The organism is Cellulomonas sp. P5_C5 (genome assembly GCF_054049655.1).
In genome coordinates this window covers 38,277-61,144 of record NZ_JBFULY010000003.1, presented here as the reverse complement: position 1 = coordinate 61,144, position 22,868 = coordinate 38,277, and the positions used below count along the sequence as shown (strand labels likewise).

22 protein-coding genes are annotated in these 22,868 nt (G+C 73.2%); 20 read left to right on the top strand and 2 right to left on the bottom strand.

The window, feature by feature from the left end:
- Positions 1-9 precede the first annotated feature (9 nt).
- The 14 genes from ftsW (at position 10) to dnaE (ending at position 15,142) form a co-directional block, all read left to right on the top strand.
- A complete protein-coding gene (gene ftsW, locus ACXJKF_RS03720; protein ID WP_456786397.1) occupies positions 10-1,254 on the top strand; it encodes a putative lipid II flippase FtsW in 1,245 nt (414 codons plus the stop codon).
- Complete coding sequence (gene murG, locus ACXJKF_RS03715; RefSeq protein ID WP_456786396.1) at positions 1,247-2,383, top strand: undecaprenyldiphospho-muramoylpentapeptide beta-N-acetylglucosaminyltransferase; 1,137 nt, start codon at positions 1,247-1,249, stop codon at positions 2,381-2,383. Before ftsW ends, murG begins: the two co-directional genes overlap by 8 nt.
- Positions 2,380-3,801 (top strand): UDP-N-acetylmuramate--L-alanine ligase, encoded by a 1,422-nt coding sequence (gene murC, locus ACXJKF_RS03710; RefSeq protein ID WP_456786395.1) that lies wholly within the window; start codon positions 2,380-2,382, stop codon positions 3,799-3,801. The genes murG and murC overlap by 4 nt, the downstream gene beginning before the upstream one ends.
- Complete coding sequence (locus ACXJKF_RS03705) at positions 3,798-4,796, top strand: cell division protein FtsQ/DivIB (protein WP_456786394.1); 999 nt, start codon at positions 3,798-3,800, stop codon at positions 4,794-4,796. The genes murC and ACXJKF_RS03705 overlap by 4 nt, the downstream gene beginning before the upstream one ends.
- 222 nt (positions 4,797-5,018) lie before the next feature.
- Positions 5,019-6,284, top strand: a complete 1,266-nt coding sequence (gene ftsZ, locus ACXJKF_RS03700; RefSeq protein WP_456786393.1) for a cell division protein FtsZ — start codon at positions 5,019-5,021, stop codon at positions 6,282-6,284.
- Between the two features lie 7 nt (positions 6,285-6,291).
- Positions 6,292-7,062: a peptidoglycan editing factor PgeF gene (gene pgeF / locus ACXJKF_RS03695; protein ID WP_456786392.1), complete on the top strand. Its 771-nt coding sequence runs from the start codon at positions 6,292-6,294 to the stop codon at positions 7,060-7,062.
- A gap of 147 nt (positions 7,063-7,209) precedes the next feature.
- Entirely contained in the window at positions 7,210-7,704 is a 495-nt protein-coding gene (locus tag ACXJKF_RS03690; protein WP_456786391.1) for a cell division protein SepF, read from the top strand.
- A gap of 3 nt (positions 7,705-7,707) precedes the next feature.
- On the top strand, positions 7,708-7,992 hold the full coding sequence (locus tag ACXJKF_RS03685) for a YggT family protein (protein ID WP_456786390.1): 285 nt from the start codon (positions 7,708-7,710) through the stop codon (positions 7,990-7,992).
- Positions 7,993-8,124: 132 nt separating this feature from the next.
- Complete coding sequence (locus ACXJKF_RS03680) at positions 8,125-8,808, top strand: DivIVA domain-containing protein (protein WP_456786389.1); 684 nt, start codon at positions 8,125-8,127, stop codon at positions 8,806-8,808.
- Between the two features lie 171 nt (positions 8,809-8,979).
- Positions 8,980-9,441 (top strand): TraR/DksA family transcriptional regulator, encoded by a 462-nt coding sequence (locus tag ACXJKF_RS03675; protein ID WP_456786388.1) that lies wholly within the window; start codon positions 8,980-8,982, stop codon positions 9,439-9,441.
- A 20-nt stretch (positions 9,442-9,461) separates the two neighbouring features.
- On the top strand, positions 9,462-10,109 hold the full coding sequence (locus ACXJKF_RS03670; protein WP_456786387.1) for a signal peptidase II: 648 nt from the start codon (positions 9,462-9,464) through the stop codon (positions 10,107-10,109).
- On the top strand, positions 10,102-11,040 hold the full coding sequence (locus ACXJKF_RS03665; RefSeq protein WP_456786386.1) for an RluA family pseudouridine synthase: 939 nt from the start codon (positions 10,102-10,104) through the stop codon (positions 11,038-11,040). The genes ACXJKF_RS03670 and ACXJKF_RS03665 overlap by 8 nt, the downstream gene beginning before the upstream one ends.
- Positions 11,037-11,519 carry a GNAT family N-acetyltransferase gene (locus ACXJKF_RS03660; protein WP_456786385.1) on the top strand — a complete coding sequence of 161 codons (483 nt, stop codon included), beginning with the start codon at positions 11,037-11,039 and terminating at the stop codon, positions 11,517-11,519. Before ACXJKF_RS03665 ends, ACXJKF_RS03660 begins: the two co-directional genes overlap by 4 nt.
- Positions 11,520-11,602: 83 nt before the next feature.
- A complete protein-coding gene (gene dnaE, locus ACXJKF_RS03655) occupies positions 11,603-15,142 on the top strand; it encodes a DNA polymerase III subunit alpha (RefSeq protein WP_456786384.1) in 3,540 nt (1,179 codons plus the stop codon).
- On the opposite strand, the gene ACXJKF_RS03650 is transcribed toward dnaE, so the two are convergent.
- The gene (locus tag ACXJKF_RS03650) at positions 15,123-15,689 is read right to left on the bottom strand and encodes a peroxiredoxin (protein WP_456786383.1); all 567 of its coding nucleotides are present in this window, start codon (positions 15,687-15,689) and stop codon (positions 15,123-15,125) included. The two genes, dnaE and ACXJKF_RS03650, sit on opposite strands and share 20 nt — an antisense overlap.
- Positions 15,690-15,759: 70 nt before the next feature.
- On the opposite strand from ACXJKF_RS03650, the gene ACXJKF_RS03645 reads away from it, so the two are divergent.
- Positions 15,760-16,083, top strand: a complete 324-nt coding sequence (locus ACXJKF_RS03645) for an ArsR/SmtB family transcription factor (RefSeq protein WP_456786382.1) — start codon at positions 15,760-15,762, stop codon at positions 16,081-16,083.
- On the top strand, positions 16,073-16,570 hold the full coding sequence (locus ACXJKF_RS03640; protein ID WP_456786381.1) for an SRPBCC family protein: 498 nt from the start codon (positions 16,073-16,075) through the stop codon (positions 16,568-16,570). Before ACXJKF_RS03645 ends, ACXJKF_RS03640 begins: the two co-directional genes overlap by 11 nt.
- Before the next feature lie 4 nt (positions 16,571-16,574).
- On the opposite strand, the gene ACXJKF_RS03635 is transcribed toward ACXJKF_RS03640, so the two are convergent.
- Positions 16,575-16,805 carry an RNA-binding S4 domain-containing protein gene (locus ACXJKF_RS03635; RefSeq protein ID WP_456786380.1) on the bottom strand — a complete coding sequence of 77 codons (231 nt, stop codon included), beginning with the start codon at positions 16,803-16,805 and terminating at the stop codon, positions 16,575-16,577.
- A 99-nt stretch (positions 16,806-16,904) separates the two neighbouring features.
- Here ACXJKF_RS03635 and hisD point away from each other — a divergent pair, with 99 nt between their 5' ends.
- From hisD to ACXJKF_RS03615, 4 genes are all read left to right on the top strand, one after another.
- The gene (gene hisD, locus ACXJKF_RS03630; protein ID WP_456786379.1) at positions 16,905-18,227 is read left to right on the top strand and encodes a histidinol dehydrogenase; all 1,323 of its coding nucleotides are present in this window, start codon (positions 16,905-16,907) and stop codon (positions 18,225-18,227) included.
- Between the two features lie 76 nt (positions 18,228-18,303).
- Positions 18,304-19,326, top strand: a complete 1,023-nt coding sequence (locus ACXJKF_RS03625; protein WP_456786378.1) for a 3-oxoacyl-ACP synthase III — start codon at positions 18,304-18,306, stop codon at positions 19,324-19,326.
- The gene (locus ACXJKF_RS03620; RefSeq protein ID WP_456786377.1) at positions 19,323-21,869 is read left to right on the top strand and encodes an alpha/beta fold hydrolase; all 2,547 of its coding nucleotides are present in this window, start codon (positions 19,323-19,325) and stop codon (positions 21,867-21,869) included. Before ACXJKF_RS03625 ends, ACXJKF_RS03620 begins: the two co-directional genes overlap by 4 nt.
- Positions 21,866-22,861: an NAD-dependent epimerase/dehydratase family protein gene (locus ACXJKF_RS03615; RefSeq protein ID WP_456786376.1), complete on the top strand. Its 996-nt coding sequence runs from the start codon at positions 21,866-21,868 to the stop codon at positions 22,859-22,861. The genes ACXJKF_RS03620 and ACXJKF_RS03615 overlap by 4 nt, the downstream gene beginning before the upstream one ends.
- Positions 22,862-22,868: the final 7 nt, after the last annotated feature.

Below are 22,868 nucleotides of genomic sequence, written 5' to 3'. Positions count from 1 at the left end.
GGGGGAGCGATGACGACGACCACCCCCCGCCCCCGCTCGCGCCGGTCGGCGGAGCCCGCACCGTCCACCAGCTCGCTGCTCGGGCAGTGGAACAGCGCGGTCACCAGCTACTACGTGCTCATCGGCGCGACGGCGCTGCTGCTCGTCATCGGGCTGGTCATGGTCCTGTCCAGCTCGAGCGTGGAGTCGCTGGACGACGGGCACTCGCCCTACGCCGTGTTCCTCGACCAGGCGAAGTACGCGCTCATCGGCCTGCCTCTGCTGTTCGGGCTGTCCCGGGCACCCGTGCGGTTCTTCCAGGCGATCGCGTGGCCGGCGCTGATCTTCTCGATCGCGTTCCAGCTGACGGTCTTCACCCCGCTGGGCTGCGGTGCGGGCGGCAACCAGAACTGGGTCTGCATCGGCGGCTTCTCCGCGCAGCCGTCGGAGACCATCAAGCTCGCGCTCGCCCTCTGGCTGGGCGCCGTCCTGACCCGCAAGCTGTCGCTGCTGCGCGAGTGGAAGCACGCGATGATCCCCGCGGTGCCGGTCGCCGGCGCCGCGATCCTCGTCGTCCTCGCCGGGCACGACCTGGGGACCGCGCTCGTGCTCATCATGCTGGTCGCCGGCGCGCTGTTCGTCGCCGGGGTCCCGATGCGCATGTTCGGGTTCGCCGCGCTGCTCGCCGCCGGGCTGACGGCGCTCCTGACGATGACCAGCACCAACCGCACCGACCGCATCACCTCGTGGCTCTCGGACGAGTGCGACGCCGCGTCGTCGTGCTACCAGACCCTGCACGGTGGCTGGGGACTGGCCAGCGGCGGCTGGGGCGGCCTGGGGCTGGGGGAGAGCCGGGAGAAGTGGTCCTACCTGCCGGCCGCCCACAACGACTTCATCTTCGCGATCCTCGGTGAGGAGCTCGGACTCATCGGCACGCTGCTCGTCCTCGGCCTCTTCGGTCTGCTCGCGTTCGCCATGATCCGCGTGATCCGGCGCCACCCCGACCCCTTCGTCCAGATCACCACCGGCGCGATCCTGTGCTGGATCATCGGCCAGGCGCTGGTGAACGTCGCCGTGGTCATCGGTCTGGCACCGGTGATCGGCATCCCGCTCCCGCTGGTCTCGGCGGGCGGCTCGGCGCTGATCATGACGATGGCTGCCCTCGGCGTGCTCATCTCGTTCGCGCGCTCGGAACCGGGCGCGGCGGAGGCTCTCGCCGCCCGGCCCGGCGTGGTCCGTCGGTCGCTCGCCGTGATCGGGCGGTCCCGTGGCTGAGCCCCACCCGACGCCTTCGGTGCTGCTGGCCGGCGGCGGAACCGCCGGCCACGTCAACCCGCTGCTCGCGGTCGCCGACGAGCTCGTGCGGCGGCACCCGCAGATCAGGCTCACGGTGCTCGGCACGGCCGAAGGGCTCGAGTCGAGGCTGGTCCCGGAGCACGGCCTCCCGCTGGCCGTCGTCCCGCGCGTGCCGCTGCCGCGCCGGCCCACGCTCGACTGGTTCCGGCTGCCGGTCCGCCTGCGCGACGCCGTCCGTGCCGCGGGGGCCGCGATCGACGACTCCGGCGCGCAGGTCGTCGTCGGCTTCGGCGGCTACGTCGCGACACCCGCCTACCTCGCCGCGCGTCGCCGCGGGATCCCCGTGGTCATCCACGAGCAGAACGCGCGCCCGGGGCTGGCCAACCGGCTGGGCGCCCGGTGGGCCCGTGCGGTCGCCGTGACGTTCCCCGGTACCACCCTGCGCGGTGCGCAGGTCACCGGCCTGCCGCTGCGCGCGCCGATCGCCCGGCTGGTCGAGCAGCGCCTCGACGACCGCGCCGGCACGCGCGCCGCGGCCGCCGCCGAGCTCGGTCTGGACGCCGACCTCCCGACGCTCCTGGTCTCCGGTGGCTCCCTGGGCGCCGTGAGCGTCAACACCGCCGTCGCGGGGGCCGCGGCTGACCTGCTGGCGGCGGGCGTCCAGGTGCTGCACCTGACGGGGACCGGCAAGGCCGACGCGGTCCGCACTGCGCTGGTCGGGGTACCCGGAGCCGAGCGGTACCACGTGCGCGAGTACCTGACGGAGATGCAGCTGGCGCTCGCCGTCGCCGACGTCGTGGTCGGACGCTCCGGCGCCGGCACGGTCTGCGAGCAGGCGGCGCTGGGCATCCCCGCCGTCTACGTTCCGCTGCCCGTCGGGAACGGTGAGCAGCGGCTGAACGCCGCCGCCGTGGTCGCGGCCGGCGGCGGGCTCCTCGTGGACGACTCCGACCTCGACCCCGCGTGGATCCGCGCGCACCTGCCCGTGCTGCTCGTCGGCGAGGCGGCCGCGGAGACGCGGGAGCGCATGGGCCGCGCGGCTGCCGGGGTGGGCGTCCGCGACGCGGCAGCACGGGTCGCCCGGCTGGTCGAGAAGGAGCTGCCGTGAGCGGCGAGCTGCGCCCGACCGACCTCGGGCGCGTCCACCTGGTCGGTGTCGGCGGCGCAGGCATGTCCGCGATCGCCGCGCTGCTCGCCGCCCGGGGGGTCCCGATCAGCGGGTCCGACGCCGCCGACGGCCCGGCCCTGCCGGCGCTGCGCGAGGCGGGGGTCGCGGTGCACGTCGGCCACGAGGCCTCGCTCGTCGACGACGTCGACACCGTGGTGATCTCGTCGGCCGTCCGGGAGTCCAACCCGGAGCTCGCCCGTGCCCGGGAGCGTGGCCTGCGGGTGCTGCACCGGTCCGAGGCACTGGCCTCGCTCATGGTCGACCGGGACGCGGTCGCGGTGGCCGGTGCCCACGGCAAGACCACGACGTCCGCGATGATCGCGACCGCGCTGCTGCACGCCGGCGCGGACCCGTCCTTCGCCATCGGTGGCACCGTGTTCTCCGCCGACGGACCGCTCGGCGGTGGCCGCGACGGTGCCGGCGCCGCGTTCGTGGCGGAGGCCGACGAGTCCGACGGCTCGTTCCTCGCGTACGCACCGCTGGTCGCCGTCGTCACCAACGTCGAGCCGGACCACCTCGACCACTACGGCTCCACCGAAGCGTTCGAGGACGTGTTCGTCCAGTTCGCCGGGCGGATCCGGCCCGGCGGCACGCTCGTCGTCTGCGCGGACGACGCCGGTGCGGCCCGGCTCGTCGAGCGCGTGCGCGACTCGCTGGCGCGGCGCGACGTCACGGTGGTCACCTACGGCACCTCTCCGGGCGCCGACGTCGTCGTGGGCGAGCTGCGCGCCGACGCCGGGCGCTGGGCGTTCGAGCTCACCGCCGGGGACGTGACCACGACGGTCCGCCTCGCGTTCCCGGGCGCGCACAACGCCCTGAACGCCGCCGCCGCGTGGGCGACCGCCCGGCGCCTCGGGGTGCCTGACGCGGCCGACGGTCTCGCGGCGTTCCGCGGCACCGGCCGGCGCTTCGAGGACCGCGGGACCGTCCGCGGGGTCCGCGTGGTCGACGACTACTCCCACCACCCGACGGAGGTCGCGGCACTGCTGCGCGGTGCCCGTTCGGTCGTCGGCGACGGCCGTGTCATCGCCCTGTTCCAGCCGCACCTGTACTCGCGCACCCGCACGTTCGCCGCCGAGTTCGGTGCCGCGTTCGACCTCGCGGACGTCGTCGTCGTCACGGACGTGTACGGGGCGCGCGAGGATCCTGACCCGTCGGTCACGGGCGCGCTGATCGTGGACCGCGTCCCGACGCCCGGCAAGGCCTCGTTCGTGCCCGACCGGTTCGAGGCCGCGCGTGCCGTCGCCGCAGCGGCGAGGCCCGGCGACCTGGTGCTGACGGTCGGGGCCGGCGACGTGACGCTGCTGGCCGCGGTCGTGCTCGACGCGCTGGCCGACGACGGTCGCCCGGGCTCATGAGCCCGTCCCGTCCCGCCGGACCGCGCAGCCCGGCACCCGGCCGGCCGGCGACCCCGCGCCCGAAGCCGCCCTCGTCGGCGACCCCCACGTCGGCGCCTCGCGGCAAGCCCGTGACCGCTCCGACGGCCGCCGTGCCGCAGGACGAGCCGGCACCCTTCAGCCGCGCGGTGACCACGTACAGCGCGGGCGGTGCGCGCAGGTACGCCGGTCCGGTCGCCCCGCCCGTGGTGTCCACCAGCTCGATGGCCCGGTTCGCCGAGCGCTCGCGCGCCCGCCGCAACCTCGCCCGGCGCCAGGCTCTCCTGGTCGCGGGATCGACGGTCGTGGTCGGGGTGCTCGGGTGGCTGCTGTTCTTCTCCCCGGTGCTCGCGCTGGACCCCGCGCAGGTGCGCGTCGAGGGTGCGGGGACGGTGGTCGCGGTCGACCAGGTGCTCGGCGTCGTCGGGGCGCACGCCTCGACGCCCCTGCCGCGCCTGGACACCGTCGGGCTGCGCGACGAGGTGCTGGAGGTGCCCGGGGTTCGGGAGGCGCGGGTCACGCGCGAGTGGCCGCGGGGCCTCGCCGTGGTGCTCGTCGCGCGGGAACCCGTCGCCGCGGTCCCGGAGCAGCCGGGTGCCGCGACGCCCGGGGCCACGCCCGGGCAGGCGGGCTTCGCGCTCCTCGACATGGACGGCGTGCAGGTGGGCCGGGTGGATGCCGCACCCGAAGGGCTGCCCGTCGTCGACGTCCCGGTGGGGGACAAGCGGACCCTCCGCGCGGTGCTGACCGTGCTCCAGCAGCTGCCCGCGGACCTGCTCGCCCAGGTGGGTGACGTCTCGGCCCGTACGCAGGACACCGTGACGATGAACCTGCGCGACGGGGTGCGGGTCGACTGGGGGAGTGCGAGCGAGACGCCGCTGAAGATCGCGGTGCTCTCGGCTCTGCGGGCGTCGCCGGCTGCCGCAGGTGCCACCGTCATCGACGTGTCGGCGCCGCGGCTCCCGATCACCAGGTGAGCGAGCGGGCGACTTTCGTCGGCAACTCCCGACACGCGCGGCGCGGTCGTTGATCAAGGTCGGGGTGGCACCTAGCGTCACGCACTGACAACGCACCTGACATAACTATAACCCTCAAGTAGAGGGTGAAGGTTTCACCCCGACGCTCGTCCGCCGCCGTGCGGGCCGCGGACGGACCCCGTGGCCCCGGCCGCGACCGGCACAGAACGAGAGGCACCCACCGTGGCAGCTCCGCAGAACTACCTGGCGGTCATCAAGGTCGTCGGCATCGGCGGCGGCGGCGTCAACGCCGTGAACCGCATGATCGAGGTCGGCCTCAAGGGTGTCGAGTTCATCGCCGTCAACACCGACGCCCAGGCGCTGCTCATGTCGGACGCGGACGTCAAGCTCGACGTCGGCCGTGAGCTCACCCGCGGCCTCGGTGCCGGCGCCGACCCCGAGGTCGGCAAGAAGGCCGCCGAGGACCACAAGGACGAGATCGAGGACGTCCTGCGGGGCGCCGACATGGTCTTCGTCACCGCGGGCGAGGGCGGCGGCACGGGTACCGGTGGCGCGCCGGTCGTCGCGCGGATCGCCCGCTCGCTCGGCGCCCTGACGATCGGTGTGGTCACGCGGCCGTTCACGTTCGAGGGTCGCCGCCGCTCGGTGCAGGCCGACTCGGGCATCGAGGCGCTGCGCGCCGAGGTCGACACGCTCATCGTCATCCCGAACGACCGGCTGCTGCAGATCTCCGACCGGTCCGTCTCCGTGCTCGACGCGTTCCACTCGGCCGACCAGGTGCTGCTGTCGGGTGTCCAGGGCATCACGGACCTGATCACCACCCCCGGCCTGATCAACCTCGACTTCGCCGACGTCAAGTCCGTCATGCAGGGTGCCGGCTCGGCCCTCATGGGGATCGGCTTCGCGCGCGGCGACGACCGCGCGGTGCAGGCGGCGGAGATGGCGATCTCGTCGCCGCTGCTCGAGGCCAGCATCGACGGCGCGCACGGCGTGCTGCTGTCCATCCAGGGCGGCTCCGACCTCGGTCTGTTCGAGATCAACGAGGCCGCGCGGCTGGTCCAGGAGGCCGCTCACCCCGAGGCCAACATCATCTTCGGCGCGGTCATCGACGACGCGCTCGGCGACGAGGTGCGGGTCACGGTGATCGCAGCGGGCTTCGACTCGGGCTCGCCGACGGTCCGCCACGACTCGCGGGCGCTCGGCCAGATCAGCGGCGGCTCCGCCCGGCAGGTGCCGTCGGTGGCTCCGCGCGTCCCGGCGCCCCGTCCGGTCCTCGACCCCGAGGAGCAGCTGGTGCCCGTCGGCGCGTACACCCAGAACCACGCCGCCCCGACGCAGCCCGACGTCCCGGCCTTCCTGTCCACGGAGGCCGAGCCGACGCCCATCACCGGTGCGCTGGAGGTGCCCCGGATCTTCACCGAGGACGCCCCCCGACGGGACCGCGACCGCGACCGCGACGAGCTGGACGTGCCCGACTTCCTCAAGTAGCCGGACGATGAGCGCAGCGCTGCCCGGGTCGGGTGTCCCGCCCGTCGTCGAGGTCGACCTGGGAGCGGGGGTCCGCGCGGGGTTCAGCACACGCGGGGGCGGTGTCAGCCGTCCGCCCTACGACGCGCTGAACCTCGGGTACGCGGTCGGCGACGACCCGTCGGCCGTGGACCGCAACCGGGCCGGTCTGCAGCGGTGGGCCGGCGCGGCGGTGGCGTACGCGACGCAGGTGCACGGCTCCCGGGTCGTGGTCCTGGCGGAGCCACCCGCGCCCGGGACCACCTCGGTGGGCGAGGCTGACGCGCTGGTGTCGGTGTCGCCCGAGGTGGCGGTGGCGGTGCTGGTGGCGGACTGCGTTCCCGTCCTGCTGGCGGACCCCGAGGCCGGCGTCGCCGCCGCGGTGCACGCGGGCCGGCGGGGCCTGGTGGCGGGCGTGGTCGAGGCGGCCGTCGCGACGATGGTCGAGCAGGGCGCGTCGGTCCACCGGCTGCGCGCCGCGATCGGACCGGCCATCGCGGGACAGTCCTACGAGGTGCCCGCACCGTTGCAGGACGAGGTCGCCTCGGTGCTCCCGCAGACGCGGGCGACGACGTCGTGGGGGACGCCCGCGCTGGACCTGCCCGCAGGCGTCGCCGCGCTGCTGGGTGCGGTCGGGGTCGAGCACGTCGTGCACCTGGCGAGGGACACGTGGACCGATCCGGCCCTGTTCTCGTTCCGCCGCTCGCAGCGGACCGGCCGGTTCGCGGGCGTCGTCCGGCCGTCGCGGCGATCAATCTGAGGTGAACGGCGAGGATGTCGGGCGTGTCGCGAGGCGGGCGGAACAGGGGCGTTGCTAGCGTGACCGGCAGAGGGAGCCCATCGTCGCCGGCTGGACCGGCACGGGCTCCGGGATGGTCCGGAGGGATCCGGGGAGGGAGCCAACGCGATGGCCGGAGCGCTGCGCAAGACGATGCTGTACCTCGGCCTGGCCGACGACCGGTCGGAGCACGAGGAGTACCTCGAGGAGTTCGACGACCAGGAGGTCGCGGTGCCGCAGGAGTACGAGGCCCAGGTCACGCCGCTGCACCGGCCGACGCGCACGACCCTGCCCACGCAGGCCGCGCCGCAGGCCGCTCCCGTCGCCGGTGAGCTCCGGCGGATCACCACGATCCACCCCCGCTCCTACAACGACGCCCGCAAGATCGGTGAGGCGTTCCGCGAGGGCACCCCGGTGATCATGAACCTCACAGACATGGACGACGCGGACGCCAAGCGTCTGGTCGACTTCTCCGCAGGTCTGATCTTCGGGCTGCACGGCGCGATCGAGCGGGTGACGAGCAAGGTCTTCCTGCTCTCGCCCGCCCACGTCGAGGTCGCCGGCGAGGCTGCCGGCCCCGTCGCCGAGCCGCCGGCGCGTGCGGGCTTCTACAACCAGAGCTGACGCGTGCACCTCGTCGCAGCCCTGCTGTTCTACGTCGTCCTCGCGTTCTTCATCCTGCTGCTGATCCGGCTGGTGCTGGACTGGGTCCAGTTCTTCGCCCGGGACTGGCACCCTTCGGGGATCGCCCTGGTGATCGCCGAGGCGACCTACACCGTGACGGATCCGCCGCTCAAGGCGTTGCGGCGCGTGCTGCCTCCGCTCGCCATCGGATCCGTCCGCCTGGACCTGGCTTTCCTGGTGCTGGTGCTGGGCTGTTCCATCCTGATGAGCGTCCTCAGCAGCATCTGATCCGACCTCCGACGCGTCTTGGCGCGTGTCGCGGGGACGTGCGGCCGACGCATTCTCCGCTACCGTGGCCCGAGGCGGTCGGTGGACTGCCGCCGGCCCGACCGAGCACTAAAACCGACTGAGGTGATGACGATGGCTCTGCTGACCGCAGACGAGGTCTTGAACAAGAAGTTCCAGGCCACGAAGTTCCGCGAGGGCTACGACCAGGACGAGGTCGACGACTTCCTGGACGAGGTCGTCAACACGCTGCGCGACCTGCAGGGTGAGAACGACGACCTGAAGACGAAGCTGGCCGCGGCCGAGCGCCGCATCGCCGAGCTGAGCCGCGCAGGTGCGCAGCAGGCCGCGCCGGCCCCGAAGCCCGAGCCCACGCCCGAGCCCGTCCCGGCCCCCGCGCCCGTGCTCGCGGCGCCGGTGGCGCAGCAGGCGCCGATCGTCGCCCCGGTGCAGAGCGGACCGCGCACGAGCGAGCCCGAGTCCGCCACCGGGATGCTCGCCCTCGCGCAGAAGCTGCACGACGACTACGTGCGCAGCGGGCAGGAGGAGTCGGACCGTCTGGTGGGCGAGGCCAAGAGCCAGGCCAACCGCATCGTCCGCGAGGCCGAGGAGACGTCGCAGCGCACGCTCGGTCAGCTGGAGCAGGAGCGGTCGCTCCTCGAGCGCAAGATCGACGAGCTGCGCGTGTTCGAGCGCGACTACCGCACCCGTCTGAAGAGCTACCTGGAGAACCTGCTGGGCGACCTCGACAACCGGGGCAACGCGTTGCCGCCGCGCTCGGGTCAGCCGCAGACGGTCGGGGACGGCCAGAACCTCTGACAGGGACGAACGCACCCGGCGACCACCCGCCGGGGACGCTCGCGCTGCATCACCACAGGTCAGGTCGACAGTTTTACACCGCCACGCCGGGTTTCACCCGGCGTGGCGTGTTGTGTCCCTGACTGTCGCCCGCATACAGTCGCGTGACTTCGAGGACAGGGGGGCCCGCTCGTGGCCATCAACGACGCGCTCAGCGCGGTCGACGTCAGTACCGATATCAAGGACCTGGCCAAGCTGGTCAAGCAGTTCCCGGTGCGGGACGGCGAGAAGCCGTGGACCGCACGGGAGGTCAAGGACATCGCAGAAGAGCTCACCAGCGACATCGACCGGCTGACGAGCGAGCTCGCCGCTGCGGACGCCGAGCTCTCCGACCTGCTGCGCAACTCCGGTGACGGGGCAGGCGACGACCAGGCGGACTCCGGGTCGTCGGCGCTCGAGCGCGAGCAGGAGCTCACGCTGGTGAACAACACGCGGGACCTGCTCGCGCAGACCACCCGTGCGCTGGCGCGCATCTCGGTCGGCACGTTCGCCACCTGCGAGTCGTGCGGCAAGGCCGTCGGCAAGGCACGCGTCCAGGCGTTCCCGCGGGCGACCCTCTGCGTGGAGTGCAAGCAGCGCGAAGAGCGCCGCTGACGCGCACGTAGACTCCTGCGGTGCCCACCACCACGGACGACCAGCCTGACGCGCCACCGAGCACCCGTCGGCGTGCCCTGCTGATCACGCTCTTCTCGCTCTCCGCCGTCGTCCTCGTGCTCGACCAGGTGTCGAAGGCGTGGGCGGTCAGCTCCCTGGTCGAGAACGAGCGGCACGACCTGGTGGGGAACCTGCTCGGGTTCCAGCTCGTGTTCAACCCGGGTGCGGCGCTGTCCATCGCCACCGGGATGACGTGGGTGCTGACGATCGTCGCGACGGTGGTCATTGTCGTCGTCGTGCGGGCCAGCCGCCGGATCGGGTCCTGGGCGTGGGCGGTCGCACTGGGCCTGCTCCTGGGCGGTGCGCTCGGCAACCTGATCGACCGGCTCGTCCGCGAGCCCGGTCTCGCGCGCGGCGAGGTGGTCGACTTCATCGCGTACGCCGACTGGTTCGTCGGGAACGTCGCGGACATCGCGATCGTCTCCGCGGCGGTCCTCGTCGTGATCCTGGCGGCGCTCGGCGTGCACATCGACGGCACGCGGGACGGGCACGGGGACTCTGAGCAGGACGCGGAGCCCGAGCAGGGCGACGACGAGGCGGCGGACCCCTCCCTCGTTCACGAGGCTCCCGAGTCTGCAGGCGCCACGACGACGGACCAGAATGCCTGACACGCGCGCGATGCCCGTGCCCGACGGGCTCGTCGGCGAGCGGGTCGACGCGGCGCTGGCCCGGCTGCTGGGTCTGTCCCGCACCCGGGCGGCGGAGATCGCCGAGGCCGGTGGCGTGCAGCTCGACGGCAGGGAGCTCGGCAAGTCCGACCGGCTGTCCGCCGGCGGGTGGCTCGAGGTGCAGATCCCGGACGTCGCCCCGGCGGAGAGCATCGAGATCGTCGCCGAGCCGGTGCCCGGCATGCGGATCGTGCACGACGACGACGACCTGGTGGTCATCGACAAGCCCGTCGGCGTCGCGGCGCACCCGTCGCCCGGCTGGACCGGCCCGACAGTCGTCGGCGCGCTCGTGGCCGTCGGCTACCGGATCTCGACGTCGGGTGCCGCGGAGCGGCAGGGCATCGTGCACCGCCTCGACGCCGGCACGTCCGGGCTGATGGTCGTCGCGAAGTCCGAGCACGCGTACACGGTGCTCAAGCGGGCGTTCAAGGAGCGCACCGTCGAGAAGGTCTACCACGCACTCGTCCAGGGCCACCCGGAGCCGACGACGGGCACGATCGACGCCCCCATCGGCCGGCACCCCAGCTCGGACTGGAAGTTCGCGGTCGTCGCCGACGGCAAGCCGTCGATCACGCACTACGAGGTGCTCGAGATGCTGCCCGCGGCCTCCCTGGTCGAGGTGCACCTGGAGACCGGGCGCACGCACCAGATCCGCGTGCACTTCGCCGCGACGCGCCACCCCTGCGTCGGGGACCTCACCTACGGGGCTGACCCGACGCTGGCGGCGCGGGTGGGGCTGACGCGGCAGTGGCTGCACGCGATGCGCCTCGGGTTCCACCACCCGAGCACGGGGGAGTGGCTGGAGCTGACCAGCGAGTACCCGGAGGACCTGTCCCGCTCGCTCGCGGTGCTGCAGGACGGGTACGCGTGAGCGTGCGCGTCGTCCGGGTGGAGACGCCCGAGCAGCGCGCGGCCATGACCGCGATCCGGATGGCCGTGTTCGTGCACGTGCAGAACGTGGCCGCGGAGAACGAGATGGACGCGCTCGACGACGACCCGTCGACCCTGCACGTCCTGGCGGTCGGCGACGACGACTCGGCTCTGGGCACCGCCCGGCTCCTGCCGCCGCACCACGCCGGTGATCCTGCGCACATCGGGCGCGTCGCCGTGAGTGCCGCCGCCCGCGGGCTGGGGGTCGGGGCGCTGCTCATGGACGCGCTCGAGACCGCGGCGCTGGAGCGGTTCGGAGCCGTGGCCGGTGGTGTCCGGAGCGTGTCCGTCGAGCTCAGCGCGCAGGAGCAGGCGCTCGGCTTCTACGCCCGGCTGGGCTACGTCGCGCGGTCCGAGCGGTACCTCGACGAGGCCATCTGGCACCGCGACGCGGTGAAGGCCGTCACGGCTCCGGCCTAGGCGCGCCGCGACACGCCGGGCGCACTCCGACACGGCCCGGAGGCGGCTCGGGAGTGTGGGTGGGCCGACGTAGGATCGCCCGCATGGCATCAGCTGGGGGCTCCGACTTCGTCCACCTCCACGTGCACACCGAGTACTCGATGCTCGACGGCGCGGCGCGCCTGGACGACCTGTTCACCGAGGCCAACCGGCTCGGTCAGACCGCCGTCGCGATCACCGACCACGGGTACCTGTTCGGGGCGTTCGACTTCTGGCAGAAGGCCAGGAACCACGGGATCAAGCCGATCATCGGCGTCGAGGCGTACGTCACGCCGGGCACCAGCCGGTTCGACCAGAACCGCGTGCGGTGGGGCGAGGCGCACCAGGCGTCCGACGACGTCTCGGCGCGCGGCGCGTACACGCACATGACGCTGCTGGCCAAGTCCACGAAGGGGATGCACAACCTCTTCCGGATGTCGTCGCTGGCGTCGCTCGAGGGCCAGATGGGCAAGTGGCCGCGCATGGACCGCGACCTGCTCAGCACGTACAGCGACGGGCTCATCGCGACCACCGGCTGCCCGTCGGGCGAGGTGCAGACCCGCATCCGGCTGGGCCAGTTCGACGAGGCCGTGCGGGCCGCGGGCGAGATGCAGGACCTGTTCGGCAAGGAGAACTACTACGTCGAGCTGATGGACCACGGGCTCGAGATCGAGACGCGGGTCATCAAGGATCTGCGACGCCTGGCCGAGTCGATCGGTGCCCCCGTCGTCGCGACGAACGACCTGCACTACACCAAGCACGAGGACAGCCACGCGCACGAGGTGCTGCTGTGCGTCCAGTCGGGCTCGACCCTGGCCGACCCCGACCGGTTCAAGTTCGACACCGACCAGTTCTACCTGAAGTCCGCGGAGGAGATGCGGCGCACCTGGGCGGAGATCCCGGAGGCGTGCGACAACACCGTCCTCATCGCGGAGCAGTGCGAGGTCGAGTTCAACACCGACGCCAACTTCATGCCGAACTTCCCCGTGCCGGTCGGGGAGAGCGAGGACTCCTGGTTCATCAAGGAGGTCGAGACGGGTCTGCAGAAGCGCTACTCCGGGTCGATCCCCGCGGACGTGCGGACGCAGGCCGAGTACGAGACCGGCGTCATCACGCAGCTCGGGTTCTCGGGATACTTCCTCGTCGTCGCCGACTTCATCAACTGGGCCAAGGACCAGGGCATCCGCGTCGGACCCGGTCGCGGTTCCGCGGCGGGGTCGATGGCGTCGTACGCGATGGGCATCACGGAGCTGGACCCGCTGGAGCACGGCCTGATCTTCGAGCGGTTCCTCAACCCCGAGCGCGTGTCCTGGCCCGACGTCGACGTCGACTTCGACGAGCGTCGGCGCGGTGAGGTCATCCGGTACGTGACCGACAAGTACGGCGAGGACCGTGTCGCCCAGATCGTCACGTACGGCACCATCAAGGCCAAGCAGGCTCTCAAGGACGCCTCGCGCGTCCTGGGCTTCCCGTTCGCGATGGGGGAGAAGCTCACCAAGGCGATGCCGCCCGCCGTGATGGGCAAGGACATCACGCTCTCGGGCATCTACAACCCGCAGGACCCGCGCTACGCGGAGGCCGACGAGTTCCGGCAGGTCGTCCAGGCCGACCCCGAGGCGCAGCGGGTGCTGGAGACCGCCAAGGGGCTGGAGAACCTCAAGCGGCAGTGGGGTGTGCACGCGGCCGGCGTCATCATGTCGAGCGAGCCGCTGGTGGACATCGTCCCGATCATGCGGCGCCCGCAGGACGGCGCGATCATCACGCAGTTCGACCAGCCGGGGTCCGAGGCCCTGGGCCTGATCAAGATGGACTTCCTCGGGCTGCGCAACCTCACGATCCTCGACGACGCCCTCGAGAACATCGAGATGAACGGCAAGCCGGCGATCAAGATCGAGGAGGTGCCCCTCGACGACCCGGCGACGTACGAGCTCCTCGGCCGCGGCGACACCCTGGGGGTGTTCCAGCTCGACGGTGGTCCCATGCGGTCGCTGCTGCGCCAGATGCGGCCCGACAACTTCGAGGACATCTCGGCCGTCATCGCGCTGTACCGGCCGGGCCCGATGGGGATGAACTCCCACATCAACTACGCGCTGCGCAAGAACGGCCTGCAGAAGGTCGAGCCCATCCACCCCGAGCTGGAGGCACCGCTCGAGGAGGTCGTGGGCATCACCCACGGGCTGATCGTGTACCAGGAGCAGGTGCAGCGCGCCGCGCAGAAGCTCGCCGGCTACACGCTCGGCCAGGCCGACCTGCTGCGGCGCGCGATGGGCAAGAAGAAGAAGGAGGTCCTGGACAAGGAGTTCGTCCCGTTCCAGGCCGGCATGCGCGAGCGCGGCTACTCGGACGCCTCCATCCAGGCCGTCTGGGACGTGCTGGTGCCGTTCGCCGGGTACGCCTTCAACAAGGCGCACTCCGCGGCGTACGGCGTCATCTCCTACTGGACGGCCTACCTCAAGGCCAACTACCCGACCGAGTACATGGCCGGCCTGCTCACCAGCGTGCGCGACGACAAGGACAAGTCGGCGCTGTACCTGGGCGAGTGCCGGCACATGGGCATCACGGTGCTCGCGCCGGACGTGAACTCGTCGTCGGCCAACTTCACGGCCGTCGGGAAGGACATCCGGTTCGGTCTGACGGCCATCCGCAACGTCGGCGCCAACGTGGTCGACGCGATCGTGCGGGCGCGTGAGGAGAAGGGCGCGTTCACGTCCTTCACCGACTTCCTGGACAAGGTGCCGGCCGTCGTCTGCAACAAGCGGACCATCGAGTCGCTCATCAAGGCCGGGGCGTTCGACTCGCTCGGTCACGCGCGGCGCGCCCTGCTGCTGGTGCACGAGCAGGCGGTCGACTCCGTCATCGGCGTGAAGCGCAAGGAGGCGGAGGGGCAGTTCGACCTCTTCGCGGACCTGATGGGCGGCGACGACGGCACGCAGGGCTTCGCGGTCGTCGTGCCGGACCTGCCGGACTGGGACAAGAAGCAGCGGCTGGCGTTCGAGCGGGAGATGCTCGGCCTGTACGTGTCGGACCATCCGCTGTCGGGGCTCGAGCACGTGCTCGCCGCCGCGGCGGACGTGTCGATCGCCACGCTGCTGCAGGACGAGCAGCGGCCGGACGGCTCCACGGTCGTCATCGCCGGGCTCATCACGTCGTTGCAGCGCAAGATGTCGAAGCAGGGCAACCCGTGGGCCGCGGTCACGATCGAGGACATGGAGGCATCGGTCGAGATCATGTTCTTCGGCGAGACCTACCTGGCGTACTCGACCGCGCTGGCCGAGGACGCGGTCGTGGTGATCCGCGGGCGGGTGCGGCGGCGCGACGAGACCATGCAGCTGCAGGCCATGGAGGTGTCGCTGCCGGACGTGTCTCAGGCGGCGGACGCTCCGGTGGTGGTCTCGATGGCCGTCTCGCGGTGCACGCCGCCGGTGGTGGAGCGGCTCCGCGAGGTGCTCTCGACGCACCCGGGTGTCACGGAGGTGCACCTCCGACTCACGAGTCCGGGCCGCGCGACGGTGATGCGCCTGGACCACGGGCTGCGCGTGGAGCGGTCGCCGTCGTTGTTCGGTGACCTCAAGGCGCTGCTCGGTCCTAGCTGCCTGGCGTCCTGACCAGCCAGGCGAGCACCTCGGCGGCGTGCCCGTCGGGCGGGAACACGGGGTAGAAGACCTTCTCGACGACCCCGTCGCGCACGACCATCGTGAGCCGGCGCAGCAACGTCCGGTCGGCGACCTCGAACGTGGGCAGAGCGACCGCACGCGTGAGCGCGAAGCCCTCGTCGCTGAGCATCGGGAACGGCAGGTGCAGCCGCTCGACGGCCTCGCGCTGGTAGGCGGTGTCCTGGGTGGACAGGCCGTACACCGCGGACGCACCGGCGGCGAGCAGGTCGGCGTGGTGGTCGCGGAACGCGCACGCCTCGGCGGTGCAGCCGCGCGCGCCGGGGATGGCGTCCCAGTCGTCGGGGAGGTCTGTCCCGGGTCGGCCGGTGAGCGGGTACGCGTAGAGGATCGTGCGCCCGGTGCCGAGCTGGGCCAGCGCGACGGAGGATCCGTCGGTCGCGGGCAGGGCGATCGCGGGGAGCCGCGTGCCCGTCAGGTGGGCTGCCGCGCCGTCGTCGACGGGGACGGGGAGGTTGTCGGGAAGTCGCGTGAGGTCCACCGGGCGATGATAGTTCATATACCACTTGCGTTATATAACCCGGAGTGGAAGTCTGAGGTACGTGCAGGTGATGGATGCGTTGGGGGACCCGGTCCGGCGGCGGCTCGTCGAGCTCCTCGCCGACGGTGAGCGCAGCGCCGGCCAGCTGGCGAGCGCAGTCGGGGCAGAGTTCGGCATCAGCCAGCCGGCCGCGTCGCGCCACCTGCGCGTGCTGCGGGAGGCCGGTGTCGTCGACTCGGTTCCCCAGGGTGCGGTCCGGCTCTACTCGGTGCGGCCCGAGGCGCTCGACGAGGTCGAGGTCTGGGCACGGGGCATCCGCCGGTTCTGGGCCGGGCACCTGGACGCACTGGAGACCGAGATCGCCCGCGGGCGGAGGAGCCGAGATGACGACTGACGTGTGGGGCGTTCTGACCCCGACCCCGAACGGCGTGACGGTCCGCTTCGAGCGGCACTACGCGACCACGCCCGAGGACCTCTGGTCGTCGGTGACCGAGCCGGAGCGTCTCGCCCGCTGGCTGGGACCCGTCTACGGCGACCTCGTCGTCGGTGGCCGGTACGAGCTGCGGATGGGCGACGACGTCGCCGGTTCGCCGCAGAACGCGGTCGGGGACGTCGTCGAGTGCGACGCGCCGCGCCGGCTGGTGATCGGATGGGAGTTCCCTGGGGAGGCGGCGAGCCGGGTGACCGTCGACATCCGCCCGGACGGCGACGGCGCCGTCCTCGTGCTCGAGCACCTCGACCTGGAGGAGGCGGCGGCCCGCGGCTACGGCGGCGGCTGGCACGCCTCGCTCGACCAGCTCGACGACCACGTCGCCGACCGTCCCGTCCGTGCGTGGGACGACCTGTTCGCGGCCGCCCTGCCGCGGTACCGGGAGGCGTGACCGGTCAGCCGACCGTGGCCTCCCTGTAGCCCGTCGGCAGGTCCACCTCGACGACGTCGCCCTTGACCAGCTGACGGCCACGGCGGGTCTCGTCCTCACCGTTCACGGTCACGGCCCCGTCCTCGAGCAGCTCGCGGGCGTGCGCACCGGAGTCGGCGAGGTTGGCCAGCTTGAGGAACTGGCCGAGCCGGATCGAGTCGTCGGAGATCGGCACCTCGGCCATGGGAGCAGTCATGGGAGCAGTCTGCCTCCCCCCGGGACTGTGGCGCAGCGCACGGCTCGCACGGTGGTCGTGGTCAGGCCACGTGCAGACGTCCGTCCTATGCTCGGGAACGTGATCACCCGCATCGACCTGCGCGGTCGCACCCTGTCACGTCGCGAGCTCCTGGACGAGCTCCCCCGTGCGGAGGTCGACGTCGAGCACGCCGCCGAGATCGTCGCACCCATCCTCGCGGCAGTCCGTGCCCGTGGAGCAGCCGAGCTGCGCGACCTCGCGGAGCGGTTCGACGGCGTGCGCCCGGAGCACCTGCGCGTCCCGCCGAAGGTCATCGCTGCGGCGGTCGGCGCGCTCGACCCGGAGGTCCGGGCGGCGCTCGAGGAGACGATCCGGCGCGTCCGCCAGGTGCACGGTGCCCAGCGGCCCGCCGACTTCACCGTCGAGCTCGGCCCGGGTGCGCAGGTCCGTCAGCGGTGGGTACCGGTGCGTCGCGTCGGCCTCTACGTGCCGGGCGGGCTCGCGGTGTACCCGTCGTCGGTGGTCATGAACGTCGTCGCCGCCCAGGCGGCGGGCGTCGGGTCGCTGGCGGTGGCGTCGCCGCCGCAGAAGGACCAGGACGGCCTGCCCGACCCGGTGGTCCTCGCGACGTGCGCGCTCCTCGACATCGACGAGGTCTACGCGGTCGGCGGGGCGCAGGCGGTCGGGATGTTCGCCTACGGCGCCGCCGGGACGGTCGACGTGGACGGCGACACCCTCTGTGAGCCGGTCGACGTCGTCACCGGCCCGGGCAACGTGTACGTCGCCGCGGCCAAGCGTCTGGTGCGCGGGATCGTCGGCATCGACGCGGAGGCCGGGCCGACCGAGATCGCGATCCTGGCCGACGGCACCGCGGACGCGAACCACGTCGCCGCCGACCTCGTCTCCCAGGCCGAGCACGACCCGCTGGCCGCCGCCGTCCTGGTGACGCCGTCCGTCGAGCTGGCGGGCGCGGTCGAGGCCAAGCTCGTCGACCGGGTGGACGCGACGATGCACCGTGGCCGCGTGACGACGGCGCTGCGCGGCGAGCAGTCCGCGATCGTGCTCGTCGACGACCTCGAGCAGGGCCTCGACGTGGTCAACGCGTACGGCGCCGAGCACCTGGAGATCCAGACGGTCGACGCGGCCGCGCTGGCCGAGCGGGTCACCAGCGCCGGGGCGATCTTCGTCGGCGCGTACTCGCCCGTCTCGCTCGGCGACTACATGGCTGGGTCCAACCACGTGCTGCCGACCGGGGGCTGTGCGCACTTCGCCAGCGGCCTCGGGGTGCACTCGTTCCTGCGCGCCGTGCAGGTGATCGAGTACGACGCCGACGCCCTCGCGGAGGTCGCGGACAAGATCGTCGCGCTCGCCGACGCCGAAGGGCTTCCCGCGCACGGCGAGGCGGTGCGGGCCAGATTCTGAGTCACCACGTGCGCACCCCACGCGACCGCGCCGCCGCGCGTGCCTGCGACCTACGCCCCCGTCGAGAGGACAGCCTGTGACAGGCAACGCGACGTTCCGCCACCGTGATGTCGCGCTCCTGGCGGTCGTCGGCATCGAGGCACCGGTCGTCGTGCCGTCCGAGGTCTTCGACGAGCGCCTCGCGCCCACCCTGAAGCGGCTCCGCCTCCCGCGCGGCCTGCTGTCCCGCGTCGCGGGCGTGCACGAGCGGCGCTGGTGGGACGACAAGATGACGTTCGACGACGCCGCGACCGCGGCCGGGGCGAAGGCGCTGGCCGAGGCCGGCATCGACGCGGGTGACGTCGGGCTGCTCATCAACACGTCGGTGACCAGGACGTTCCTCGAGCCGTCGGTCGCGTCCCGCATCCACTCCGGTCTGTCCCTCCCGTCCAGCGCGCTCGGCTTCGACCTGACCAACGCGTGCCTCGGCTTCGTCAACGGCATGACGCTCGCGGCCCAGCTGATCGACTCGGGGCAGATCCGGTACGCGGTCATCGTCAACGGCGAGGACCCGCGTCCGACGCAGGAGGCCACGCTGGACCGTCTCACGGCGCCGGAGACGACGCGCGAGCAGTTCCTCGAGGAGTTCGCGACGCTCACGCTCGGTGCGGGTGCCGCGGCCGCCGTGCTCGGTCCCGCGAGCCTGCACCCCGGTGCGCACCGGCTGGTCGGCGGCGTCGCCCGGTCCGCGACGCAGCACCACGAGCTGTGCGTCGGTGGGGTCGAGGGCATGAAGACGGATCCGGCCGGGCTGCTGGCCGGGGGCCTCGAGCTCGTCGTCGACGCGTGGCACGAGGCGCAGCCGGAGTGGGACTGGGCGGGTGTCGACCGCATCGTCACGCACCAGGTCTCCTCCGTGCACACCCGCTCGATCGTGGAGGCGCTGGGCCTGGACCTCGCCAAGGTGCCCACGACGTTCCCGCGCTGGGGCAACGTCGGCCCCGCCGCCCTGCCCATGACCCTGGCCGACCAGGCCGACTCGCTGCGCACGGGGGACCGGGTGCTGTGCATGGGTGTCGGCTCCGGCCTGCACACCGCGATGGCCGAGATCGTCTGGTGACCGCGGCCTCGCGCCCGCCGGTGGACGTCCTCGCGGCCGGGGGGATCGATCCGCGCTGGTCGCGGACGGTCGAGGTGGGCACGCGGTCGTGGCACCTGCTGGACAACGGCCCGACGCTCGACGCCGATCCCGTCGGCACCCTGCTGTGCGTGCACGGCAACCCCACGTGGTCGTTCCTGTGGCGCCGGCTGGTCGCGGCCGGTGCGCGCGCGGAGCGTCCGTGGCGGGTGGTCGCCGTCGACCAGCTGGAGATGGGGTACTCGGAGCGCACCGGCGAGCAGCACCGCCTGGCGGACCGTGTCGCCGACCTCGGGGCGCTGACCGACCACCTCGGGCTCGCCGGTCCCGTCGTCACGGTCGGCCACGACTGGGGCGGGCTCGTCAGCCTGGGCTGGGCGCTCGACCACCCGGACCTGCTGGCGGGCGTCGTGCTCACCAACACCGCCGTGCACCACGAGGTCGACGACGCCATGCCGGCCGCGCTGCGCGTGGCGACGGCTCGCGGCGTGCTGCCGGTGGGCACGGTCACCACGCCGGCCTTCCTCGAGACGACGCTCGCGCTCGCGCACCCTCGCCTGGATCCGGTGGTCGCCGACGGCTTCCGCGCGCCGTACCGCACCGCCGACCTGCGCGCGGGCATCGGTGGTTTCGTCGCGGACATCCCCGCCACCGCCGACCACCCCAGCCGACCGGAGCTCGATCGCATCGCCGCCGGCGTGCGCGGCCTCGACGTGCCGGCGCTGCTGCTCTGGGGCCCGCGCGACCCGGTGTTCTCCGCCCGCTACCTGCGGGACCTGCGCGAGCGGCTGCCGCACGCGGACGTGCACCGGTTCGAGGGTGCCGGCCACCTGGTGGTCGAGGACGCGGACGTCGCCGGGGCGGTCCTGCGCTGGCTGGACGCCCCCGATGCCCCGCCGACGAGGTCCGACGAGCCGTACCGGGCGCTCGGCGCCACCCTCGACGAGCGGGCGGACGACGACGGCACCGCCCTGATCGAGCTGGCCGGCCCGCGGTCGCGCCGTGTGACCTGGTCGGCGCTCGCGGCCCGGACGGACCAGCTGGCCCGTGGTCTGGCGGCGAGCGGAGTCAGGCCGGGGGACCGGGTGGCCCTCCTGGTGCCGCCCGGTGCGGACCTGACGGCCGTGCTCTACGCGTGCCTGCGGATCGGGGCAGTTGTCGTCGTCGCCGACGCGGGCCTCGGGGTGCAAGGGCTCACCCGGGCGGTGCGCGCGGCGGACCCGACCGTCGTCGTCGGGATCGAGAAGGCCCTGGTGGCCGCGCGGTGGCTGCGCTGGGCGCCGACGCTGGTCAGCGCCGGACCCCTGCGTGCGGGCGTGGCGCGGACGCTGGGCGTCAGCGCGTCGCTCGACGACCTCGCCGCCCTCGGTCGCGTCTCGACCGCCGACCTGCCGTGGCCCGACGCCGACGCCGACGCGGCGGTCCTGTTCACGTCGGGGTCGACCGGCCCCGCCAAGGGGGTCGTCTACACCCACCGCCGGCTCGCCGCGATGCGCGACGTCGTCGCCCGGACCTACGGCATCGGCCCGGACAGCCCGCTCGTCGCCGCCTTTGCGCCGTTCGTGCTGCTCGGACCCGCGCTGGGTGCGACGAGCGCGAGCCCGGACATGGACGTCACCTCGCCCGGCACCCTGACCGCCCGCGCCCTGGCGGAGGCCGTGCGGGCGGTCGACGCCGCGGTCGTCTTCGCGTCGCCCGCGGCGCTGCGGTCGGTCGTCCGCACCGCCGACGGGTCGGAGCTCGCGGCGCTCGCGGACGTCCGGCTGTTCCTCTCGGCGGGTGCCCCGGTCGGCGTCGACCTGCTCGAGGCGGCTGCGACGCTGATGCCCGCCGCCGAGGCCCACACGCCCTACGGCATGACGGAGGCGCTCGTCGTCGCTGACGTGTCGCTCGACGAGCTCCGCGACCTCGGCGCCGGTGACGGCGTGTGCGTCGGGCGGCCGGTCGCCGGGGTCCGCGTCGCGCTCAGCGCACTCGACGCCGACGGCGAGCCGACCGGGACGCCCGAGGACCTCCCTGGCGTCACGGGTGAGGTGCTCGTCGCCGCAGCGCACGTCAAGGAGCGCTACGACGGGCTCTGGCTCACGCAGCAGGCGTCGGCGCGGGACACCGGCTGGCACCGCACCGGCGACGTCGGGCACCTCGACGGTGACGGCCGGCTCTGGATCGAGGGCCGGCTCGCCCACGTGCTCGTCACCGCCGACGGCGTCCGCACGCCCGTCGGGCTGGAGCAGCGGGCGCAGGCGGTCGGGTCCGTCGTGTCCGCGGCCGTGGTCGGCGTCGGGCCACGCGGCGCGCAGCAGGTCGTGGTCGTCGTCCAGCCCGAGGTGTACGCGCACGGGCCGGTCGTCGCGGAGCCCGGGCTGGCCGCGGAGGTCCGTGCGGCGCTGCGAGGCACCGACGTCGCCGCCGTGCTCGTGGTGGAGCAGCTGCCGACGGACGTCCGGCACAGCTCGAAGATCGACCGGACCCGCGTCGCTGCGTGGGCCGAGCGGGTGCTGGCGGGAGAGCGGGCCCGGCTGTGACCCGCGTCCTGGTCACCGGCGCGAGCGGCATGCTCGGTTGCGCCGTCGCCGACCGTCTCGTCGCGGACGGCCACGACGTCCGGACCCTGCAGCGCAGCCCGTCGACCGTCGCCGGCGCCCAGGACGTGGCGGGGTCGGTCACGGACCCCGAGGTCGTGCGCGCTGCCCTGCGCGGCCGGGAGGCGGTCGTGCACCTCGCGGCCAAGGTGACGATCACCGGACCGTTCGAGCAGTTCGAGGCCGTCAACGTCGGCGGGACCCGGCTGCTGCTCGACGAGGCACGGGCGGCCGGCGTCGACCGGTTCGTGCACGTCTCGACGCCGTCCGTCGCGCACCTCGGTCGCTCGCTCGCGGGCGCCGGTGCCGGACCCGCCGACCCGGGGCGCGCCCGCGACAGCTACGCGCGGACCAAGGCCGCCGCCGAGCTCCTCGCGCTCGCGGCGCACGACCCCGCCGGCCTGCGCGTGGTCGCCGTCCGGCCGCACATCGTCTGGGGACCGGGGGACACCCAGCTCGTGGGGCGCATCGTCGACCGCGCGCGGGCGGGACGCCTGCCGGTGCTCGGCGACGGAGCGGCGCTCATCGACACGACCTACGTCGACAACGCCGTGGACGCCCTGGTCGCGGCCCTGCACGCCGACGCGGCCGTCTACGGAGAGCCGTACGTCGTCACCAACGGGGAACCGCGTCCGGTCGTCGAGCTCCTGGCGGGGATCTGCGCCGCCAGCGGGGTGCCGATGCCCCGTCGGCACGTCCCCGCCGCCCTCGCCCGCGGTGCCGGATCCCTGCTGGACGCGGCGTGGCGGACGTTCCCGCTGGCGGGCGAGCCTCCGCTGACGCGGTTCGTGGCCGAGCAGCTCTCGACCGCGCACTGGTTCGACCAGCGGCGCACGCGCGAGGCGCTCGGCTGGACGCCCCGGGTCGGCCTGGACGAGGGTCTGGCCCGGCTGGCGGCGTGGACGGCGCGGCAGGCCGTCACCAGCGCTCCCTAGACTCGGT

Coding starts and splice junctions, on each gene's coding strand:
- ftsW (WP_456786397.1), top strand. CDS start 10: ATGACGACGACCACCCCCCGCCCCCGCTCGCGCCGGTCGGCGGAGCCC.
- ACXJKF_RS03705 (WP_456786394.1), top strand. CDS start 3,798: ATGAGCCCGTCCCGTCCCGCCGGACCGCGCAGCCCGGCACCCGGCCGG.
- pgeF (WP_456786392.1), top strand. CDS start 6,292: ATGAGCGCAGCGCTGCCCGGGTCGGGTGTCCCGCCCGTCGTCGAGGTC.
- ACXJKF_RS03690 (WP_456786391.1), top strand. CDS start 7,210: ATGGCCGGAGCGCTGCGCAAGACGATGCTGTACCTCGGCCTGGCCGAC.
- ACXJKF_RS03680 (WP_456786389.1), top strand. CDS start 8,125: ATGGCTCTGCTGACCGCAGACGAGGTCTTGAACAAGAAGTTCCAGGCC.
- ACXJKF_RS03665 (WP_456786386.1), top strand. CDS start 10,102: ATGCCTGACACGCGCGCGATGCCCGTGCCCGACGGGCTCGTCGGCGAG.
- dnaE (WP_456786384.1), top strand. CDS start 11,603: ATGGCATCAGCTGGGGGCTCCGACTTCGTCCACCTCCACGTGCACACC.
- ACXJKF_RS03645 (WP_456786382.1), top strand. CDS start 15,760: ATGGATGCGTTGGGGGACCCGGTCCGGCGGCGGCTCGTCGAGCTCCTC.
- ACXJKF_RS03640 (WP_456786381.1), top strand. CDS start 16,073: ATGACGACTGACGTGTGGGGCGTTCTGACCCCGACCCCGAACGGCGTG.
- ACXJKF_RS03635 (WP_456786380.1), bottom strand. CDS start 16,805: ATGACTGCTCCCATGGCCGAGGTGCCGATCTCCGACGACTCGATCCGG.